Here is a 7,759-nt window from a genome sequence, read left to right as displayed (position 1 = left end):
CACAAACACCCCGGTGAACACCTTGAAGCTGAAGGCGGGAGTCTTGCTGTCTGCCCCGCCGGCGGCTCCGTATTCTTCCCCGGCTTCGTCTTCCGGAACGGTTTCATAGAGATTTTCGTCGATGAAATCCCGGATCCGGTCCAGGACACCTCCCACTTTGGCTTTGCTGGCGTCCAGGGCTTCTTCCATGTTTTCCCGGTTCAGCGCCGTTTCCACCTTTTTCAGGGCTTCCTTGGGGCTTTCATGGGATTTTTTGGGTTCCGTCCCCTTTCCTGCCGGTTTTTTCCCAACCGCAGCAGCCTGGGCCCCTTTGGCAGCCGGCTTCTCCGGCTGGGGAGCTCTCTTTTCTCCGGTTTTGTCCAACCGTTTGGCAGTCTCTTCCCCCTTGGGAGCTTCCGGCTTCCCGGTTCCAGCTACTGGCTGGGCAGCCTTGGGTCCGGGGGCCGTTTGGGGTTCCGGACCTGCCGCCTCCTTCGCTGCTTCCGGCTTTGTCGGTGCGGCCTGGGCCGACGGTTTCACCGGTTTCATCACCTGGGTGGCTTCCATGGCTTCCTTTTTCCGCTTCTGGGGAGCCTGGGCTTCCTGAGCGGTCCGACGGCTGTTTCCATAGCCCACCGGCTCCATATCCTTCAGGGCCTGGACCTTGTCAAAAGGTTCCGGAGCCTGAGAGGATTCCGTTTTGGGAGATGCCGGCTGAGGCACCGGGGGCTCCGTTTTTGCCTGCTTCTTTCCGGCAAAGGTTTCCGGACGCAGGATAATGGTATCGGAACTTTTCGGCAGCTCCGGCTGGGGTACCAACGGTTCCGGCGACTTCAGGATCTTTTCCGGTTCGCTGCCGGTCCGGTAGGCCTCCACAAGGCCGTTGCCGTCCAGGCCCAGATAGTTCCCGTAGTTCCGAAGAAAGCCCCGGATGAACACATCCCCCGGAATCTTGTGGAAATCTCCCTCTTCCAGGGCTGCCAGATAGGGTTCCCGGATACCGGTATGTTCGGCAACCTGTTCCAGGGTCAGATGTTTGGCTTCCCGGTGCTGCTGTAAATAGGTTCCAATTTTGTTTTTCATGGTACAACCTCACTTTTAGACGGGGTAGAGCGGCGCAGGCAGGAGAATCACGGTTCTTCCTGCTTCAGCCCTTTGGTGAAGAACTTTTCTTTGATGGTGGCGGGGCTCATAATGAGCGGCCTTGGCTTGCTGCCGTCCGCCGGTCCTATGATGCCCTTTTCTTCCATGGCGTCCACCAGCCGTGCCGCCCGGGTGTACCCGATCCGGAACTTCCGCTGGAGCATGGACGAGGATGCCTGCTGGGTGGCCATGACCAGCTCCACCGCATCCTGGAAAAGTTCGTCTTCCTCGCTGTCTTCCCCTTTCTTTTCCTCTTCCGCCCCATTGAGCTTCTGAGTGGTCACTTCACTGGAATAGGAGGTGGGTATGGCTTCCGCCTTGATGAAATCCACCACCCGGTTCAGTTCGTCGTCGGCAATAAAGGCCCCCTGGACACGGATGGGTTTGTTGGCTCCCGTAGGGAAGAACAGCATGTCCCCCCGTCCCAGGAGTTTTTCCGCACCGCTGGCGTCCAGGATGGTCCGGCTGTCGATCTGGCTGGAAACCGCAAAGGCAATCCGGGAAGGGATATTGGCCTTGATGGTCCCTGTGAGCACGTCCACCGACGGCCGCTGGGTGGCCAGGATCAGATGGATCCCGGCAGCACGGGCCTTCTGGGCCAGCCGCAGGATAGCATCTTCCACGTCCACTGCAGCCACCATCATCAGGTCGGACAACTCGTCGATGATCACCACTATGAAGGGCAGCTTTTCTCCCGGCTGCACATGGGCATTGTAGTCGTCGATCTTCCGGACCTGGGTCTTGGCAAACAGACTGTACCTCCGTTCCATTTCCACCACTGCCCAGTGAAGGGCGGAAGCGGCCTGCTTGGGCCCGGTGACCACCGGTGTGAGCAGGTGGGGGATCCCGTTGTAGTTGGTCAGTTCCACCACTTTCGGGTCCACCAGGATCAGCTTCACCTCATCAGGAGCCGCCTTGTACAGCAGGCTGCAGATGATGGTGTTGATGCACACACTCTTCCCGGACCCGGTGGATCCGGCAATGAGCAGATGGGGCATCTTGGTCAGGTCCGCCACCACCACATGGCCGGAAATGTCCTTCCCCAAGCCGATGCACAGCTTGCCTTTGGCATTTTTCACTTCCGGACAATCCACAATGGACCGGAAAGAAACCGGCTCCGAAGTCTTGGGAGGCACTTCGATGCCGATGGCCGCCTTTCCCGGAATGGGTTCGATCCGGACGCTGGACACCGCCAGTTTCAGGGCAATGTCTTCCGACAGGTTCTGGATCTTGTTCACCTTCACCCCGGGAGCCGGTTCCAGTTCATACCGGGTCACGGAAGGTCCCTTGGTCACGTTCACCAGGGTGGCATTCACCCCGAAATCGTGGAGGGTCTGCTCAATGGTGCCCCCCTGGGTTTCGATTTCCGCCCGGAAGTTCTTCTTGTTCACCGGTTTGTCCCGGTTCAGCAGATCCAGAGGCGGGAATTCGTAGGGGATCACTTCCCCGGTTTCCGCATTTTCCAGCCGGGTGGTCTGGGCTTCCGGTGCCGGAGCTTCCCACTGGGGTTCCTCCTGGTCACGGGCATCGTCAGAGGTGGTAATGGTAAACTTCCGGGGCGGTTCTCCCGTCCCCATCTGTTCCTTCTGGAACTTCAGGATGGGAGCCGTACCGGCAGCATTTACCTTCTCTTTCAGCCGCTCCGCCAGAGAAGGTTTCTTTTCCGGTTCCGGCTTTTTCCGGGGATTCCCGTCATCCTTTTCCTGGTCGTAGAAAGAATCATGGTTCCGTTTCCGCCGTTCCTGGTAGTCCTCCCATTTCTGGGCCACCGTCTCGGCCCCTTCCTTTACCCCGTCCTGAGCGGTCTGGAGAGGACTCCGCAGGGAAAATTTCCCGGACAGCACCAGGGAAATCAGCGTGGTGGCGGTAAGGACAATGAGTGCCCCCACCCGGCCGGCCACCTTTGTTAAAACAAACACGATGGTGCCTCCCAGGAGGCCACCACCGGTCATCAGATACTCAGGAATCAGTTCATGGCCTTCCGGCACCTTGTGCATGTGCCACAGGCTCAGGACAGAAACAAGGAACAGCAGGAGTGTAAAGAACTTTTTGGAATACCGCAGATGTTCGTGATTCAGGATGTACCCCATCCCCAGCACCATTAAGTACAGAGGGAAGAGAAAAGCTCCCACCCCCAGGGCGTAGGTCAGGACCTTCTTGAGGAAAGCCCCGGCGCTGCCCATGGGGATTCCCCCCAGGGCACAAAGCACAATGAGGCCGAAGGCGCCCAACAGGATGCCCAGTACTTCCCGGTTGAAGGTGAATTCGATTTTCTTGTTGTTTCTGCGAGTCCGTTCTCTTTTTTCCACGCTGTTCCCTTCCTGAAGATTTTTGGTTTATTGGAATCAGATTTCCATGATCAGAGGGAGGATCATGGGACGCCGTCTGGTCTTTTCGAACAGATACCGGCCCAGGCTGTCCCGGACGGCACTCTTCAGTGCGGACCATTCGGTGATGTTGTTTTCATGGCATTTGTCCAGAGTGCTCAGCACCCGGTCCCGGGCGCCTTCCATCAGCTCTTCGGATTCCCGGACATACACAAAGCCCCGGGATACGATATCCGGGCCGGCGGCGATCCGGTAATTGCTGTGGTCGATGGTCACCACCACGATCAGGATCCCGTCCTGGGACAATTGCCGGCGGTCCCGGAGCACCACATTGCCCACGTCGCCCACTCCCAGGCCGTCAATGAGCACCCGGCCGGCGGTGACTTTGCCGGAAATCCCGATGGAATCCCGGGTCAGGTCAACTACAGAGCCGTTTTCCGCAATGACGATGTTTTCCTTGGGCATCCCCAGCTGCATGGCCAGTTTCTTGTGTTTTACCAGGTGACGGTATTCCCCGTGGACCGGCATGAAGAACTTGGGATGGACCAGCCGGTGCATCAGTTTGATTTCTTCCTGGCTGGCGTGGCCGGAAACATGGATCCCCTGTTCCCGTCCGTAGATCACTTCAGCTCCCTGTTTGTACAGGTTGTCGATGGTCCGGGCCACACCTTTCTCGTTGCCGGGAATGGGGGTGGCGGAAATGATCACCGTGTCACCGGGCATAATGGACACCTTCCGGTGGTCACTGTTGCTCATCCGGGTCAGGGCACTCATGGGTTCCCCCTGGCTGCCGGTGGTGATGATGGCAATCTGCCGGGGTGCATAGTTCCGGCATTCGTCGATGTCGATGAGCACACCCTGGGGCACCTTCAGGTAACCCATTTCAATGGAAATGTTCACCACGTTCACCATGCTCCGGCCGATCACCGCCACTTTCCGGCGGGTCATTACCGCCGCGTCGATCACCTGCTGGATCCGGTGCACGTTGGAAGAGAAGGTGGCCACGATCACCCGGTTCCTGGCCATCCGGAACTGTTCATCCAGGGTCTTGCCCACGCTCTTTTCGCTGGGGGTATACCCGGTCCGTTCAATGTTGGTGGAATCACTCATCAGGAGCAGCACGCCTTTGCGGCCCACTTCAGACAGCTTGGCATAGTCGGTCACCTGTCCGTCCACCGGAGTCTGGTCGAACTTGTAGTCCCCGGTGTGGACAATCACCCCAACCGGAGTGTGGATGGCCAGGGCAACCGCATCGGGAATACTGTGGTTGACCCGGATGAATTCCACCCGGAAGGCGCCGGCCCGGACCGTAGCCCCAGGCTTCACCATTTTGCATTTGCTGTCAGAGACGCCGTTTTCCTTCAGACGGCCGGACAGGATCCCCAGAGTCAGGGGAGTGCCGTACACCGGCACGTCAAAATCCTTCATCACATAAGGCAGAGCGCCGATGTGGTCTTCGTGGCCGTGGGTCAGGAAAATAGCCTTGAACTTCTCCTTGTTTTCCATCAGGAACGTGGTATCCGGGATCACCAGGTCAATGCCCAGCATGTCATCATCGGGGAATGCCAGACCGGCATCCACCAGGATCATGTCGTTGCCATACACAAAGGCCGTCATGTTCTTGCCGATTTCTCCCAGACCGCCCAGCGGAATGATGGATAATTTTTTCTGTTGTCCTTTATTGTTATTCAAAGGGACACCTCCTTCGTATTTTTGCATATCAAAAGACTGGAGTATCTTCGCGTTCCATACTCCCTTTTCGAAACTATGTTTTCAATTCCCGTATCCCCTACGAATCCGAACGATAACCATCGCTTCTGGTTCTATAGGACTAGTCTCTTGTTCAACATTATACAGGTTTGACGCCTGTTTTGCAAATCAAGTTTTGGCTGACCCCTCAGGAACCGATTTTTTGTTCCTTTATGAATTGTTCGGCACCGGGGGCCAACGGAAGCAGCGGATCCAGGAAGAACCGTTTCTCCACATCCCGGTACAGGGCAGGTTGTTTGGTCTGGAGTTCCTTCCAGTGAGGCCACAGACGGTCCAGGAAATTCTTTACCGTGTCCTTGTGCACCGTCTTCCGGGTCACCAGGAGACACTGAAGAGCCACACTGGCACAGGGCCGGGTCTGGTTGGGATAGGTCCCTACCGGGATCACCACCGGCTGATACAGGGGATAGGCGGCCACCAGGTCTTCCAGGTCCTGGCCTTCGATAGGGACCAGCACCAGCCGCCGCTGCCGGGCCAGATCCCGGAGAGCCGGATGGGGCAGGGCGGAAGTGAGGATGGCCGCATCCACGGTGCCTTCCTTCAGAGCCCGGACCGTGTCATCCACCGAAAGATACTGGACCCGCACATCGTCTTCCGCAAGGCCCGCTGCTTCCAGTACCTGTCTGGCGTTGAGAGAGGAACCGGAACCGGCAGCCCCCAGGGATACGGTCTTTCCTTTCAGGTCCTGGAGTTTCCGGATCCCGGTCAGGTCGTAGGTAATGATCTGGACCGTTTCCCCTTGAAGGGTCCCCACCTGTTCCAGATCCTTCAGAGGCCGGTCTTCATAGGGCCCGGTGCCTGTATAGGCATACCAGGCCACGTCGCTCTGGACCAGGGCCAGGTCCGCTTTCTGCTGGCGCAGCAGTTCGATATTGGCCAAAGAGCCCGCTCCGTCCTGGAGCTTCAGCAGCGGCTGCCGGCCGTCCTGGTTCAAAGCGTTCACCAGGTCGTTCCCCAGACTGCCGTAAGCCCCCACCAGCTGGCCTCCTGCCAGCACCGTTTCTTTGGGAGGTGTTTTCCCCCGTTCCAGGTTTCCTGTCTTTGCCCCGCAGCCTGCGGTGCAGAAAAAGAGCAGGGCCAGAACGGAAAAGATCAGTTTCTTCATAGGTCTCTCCTTGTTCTCCCTGCTCCTGTTATTTCTGGAAATACGCCAGGGTCCCGGTGAGCCCCTTTTCCAGGTCCGTGTAGTCTTTCATGCCCAGGGTTTCCACCAGGGCCTTGTGGCTCAGTACGGAAGCGTAAATGTCTCCCGGCCGCACCGGTCCGTAATGGACATCCATTTTATGGCCCAGGATCTTTTCCATCACCCCGATCAGCTGGTTCAGGGACACTTCCTCATTGGTGGACACATTCAGGGTGGCACAGCCGTTATATCCCACCCCCAGGCTCATGGCCCGGGCAATATCCCCGGCATAGACGAAATCCCGGGTCTGGTTCCCGTCCCCAAAGACAGTCACCGGCTCGTGCTGGGCGATTTTCCGGGCAAAGACGGAGATCACGCCCCCTTCTCCCGTTTCTCCCTGCCGTTCCCCATATACATTGGCGAACCGGAAAATAATGTGCTTCAGACCGAAGCACCGGCTGTACAGACGGATGTAGTCCTCTCCCACCGCCTTGGACAGACCGTAGAAAGAAGTGGGAGCCGGCACTTCTGTTTCCTGAAGGGGCAGGTTCTGGTTGTCCCCGTAAATGGCCGCACTGGAAGAGAAGATGATCTGTTCCACGCCGCTTTTCCGGCAGCCTTCCAGTACATGGACCAGACCGGCCACGTTCAGGTCTTCGTCTGCTTCCGGGTATTCCATGGAATAGGGCACCAGGGTCTGGGCCGCCAGATGGATCACTGTCTGGAACTTTTCCGCCATCAAGAAATCCGTCAGCTCCCGGGACCGGATATCCAGCAGCTGGAACCGGGCTCCTGACGGCACATACGCCCGTTTCCCGGTGGACAGGTTGTCCAGCACCGTTACCTCACAATCACCCCGGCTGATGAGCGCCGGCACCACATGGGACCCGATGAACCCGGCTCCCCCTGTTACTAAGATTTTTCTCATGAATCCATTTCCCTCCGATCGCGAATCTTGGTCAGAATATCCAAGCCAAAGCATTTGATGGTCACAATGGCGCCGATGGTGAACGGAATGTATTCACAGAAGAAACGCCAGAGGATGGCCAGTACCCCGGCCACACCGGGAGGCAGCAGAGAATTGAACAGCACCAGGAAGCCGCCCTCCGCCACCCCGCTGCCACCGGGGGTGGGAGTAAAGTACAGTACCAGGTTGATCAGGCACATGCGTCCCATGACAATGTGCAGGGGCAGGCTGATGCCGAAGGCCTTGATGAACACCGGCACCACCGAATAGATGAACAGCAGGCTGATCCCCGATTCCATAAAGGCCCGGAACACCTGCCGGGGATTGTCCTTCAGCATGAACATGGCCTGCTGGAAATCCCGATACCCCAGGAAAATGGCTTCCTGGACCCGGGGAGAGAACCGGCGGCTGAACCGGGCCAGCCATTTTTCCAGCCGTCCCCCCATTACC

General features: G+C 57.9%; 6 protein-coding genes. All 6 read right to left on the bottom strand.

Annotated features, from left to right (window positions below):
* The coding region (locus QVO43_RS06965; protein WP_288174685.1) for a helix-turn-helix domain-containing protein at positions 1-1,062 on the bottom strand (1,062 nt) is incomplete at its 3' end.
* A 47-nt stretch (positions 1,063-1,109) separates the two neighbouring features.
* Positions 1,110-3,431 (bottom strand): FtsK/SpoIIIE family DNA translocase, encoded by a 2,322-nt coding sequence (locus QVO43_RS06960; RefSeq protein WP_022487814.1) that lies wholly within the window; start codon positions 3,429-3,431, stop codon positions 1,110-1,112.
* A 36-nt stretch (positions 3,432-3,467) separates the two neighbouring features.
* Positions 3,468-5,141 carry a ribonuclease J gene (locus QVO43_RS06955; RefSeq protein WP_022487813.1) on the bottom strand — a complete coding sequence of 558 codons (1,674 nt, stop codon included), beginning with the start codon at positions 5,139-5,141 and terminating at the stop codon, positions 3,468-3,470.
* Positions 5,142-5,346: 205 nt separating this feature from the next.
* Positions 5,347-6,324: a TAXI family TRAP transporter solute-binding subunit gene (locus QVO43_RS06950; RefSeq protein WP_022487812.1), complete on the bottom strand. Its 978-nt coding sequence runs from the start codon at positions 6,322-6,324 to the stop codon at positions 5,347-5,349.
* A gap of 28 nt (positions 6,325-6,352) precedes the next feature.
* Positions 6,353-7,270 (bottom strand): NAD-dependent epimerase/dehydratase family protein, encoded by a 918-nt coding sequence (locus QVO43_RS06945; RefSeq protein WP_022487811.1) that lies wholly within the window; start codon positions 7,268-7,270, stop codon positions 6,353-6,355.
* Positions 7,267-7,759, bottom strand: a 493-nt coding sequence (locus QVO43_RS06940; protein ID WP_288174682.1) for a lysylphosphatidylglycerol synthase transmembrane domain-containing protein, incomplete at its 5' end; no start/stop codon positions are given. The genes QVO43_RS06940 and QVO43_RS06945, both read right to left, overlap by 4 nt.

Source organism: Acidaminococcus sp. CAG:542 (assembly GCF_000437815.1).
GTDB lineage: Bacteria > Bacillota > Negativicutes > Acidaminococcales > Acidaminococcaceae > Acidaminococcus.
The sequence above is the reverse complement of the archived record's forward strand: the minus strand, read 5'-3'. Positions and strand labels throughout refer to the sequence as shown.